1 pseudogene is annotated in these 424 nt (G+C 38.7%); it reads left to right on the top strand.

The features are described 5' to 3' along the window. Positions 1 to 424 (top strand): annotated as a pseudogene (locus ACFIKR_RS09510) (hypothetical protein); the annotation flags it as partial.

Genomic DNA, 424 nt, shown 5'->3' with positions numbered 1-424 from the left:
CGAATGTTCAGAATAAGGTTACCAATGAGATTACCAATCAAGTTAATAATGCGATTACTAAAGTAGAAGGTGATAACCTTGTTAAGCAAGCTGATGGAGATACGGGACGTATCACAATTGGTGGAGAAAAAGGCGGCAGTGAAATCAATATAGCTGATAGTAAGAGTGCCGATCGGACGCTATCAGGTGTCAAGGCAGCTGTGAATGGTAATGAAGCTGTTAACAAGGGTCAACTTGATGAAAGTTTAAAAGAACTTTCTAACAATCTTCAGTCAGATGATTCAGCAGTTGTTCATTATGATAAAACAGATGAAGAAAGTGGCGCGATTAATTATACGAGTGTGACTTTTGGAAAAGGTAAGAATTCCGCTTCTGTAGCACTTCATAATGTTGCAGATGGTGAGATTGTGAAAGGATCACATGA

Source organism: Bartonella sp. MR30HLJHH (assembly GCF_042194195.1).
Classification (GTDB): domain Bacteria; phylum Pseudomonadota; class Alphaproteobacteria; order Rhizobiales; family Rhizobiaceae; genus Bartonella; species Bartonella grahamii.
The sequence above is the reverse complement of the archived record's forward strand: the minus strand, read 5'-3'. Positions and strand labels throughout refer to the sequence as shown.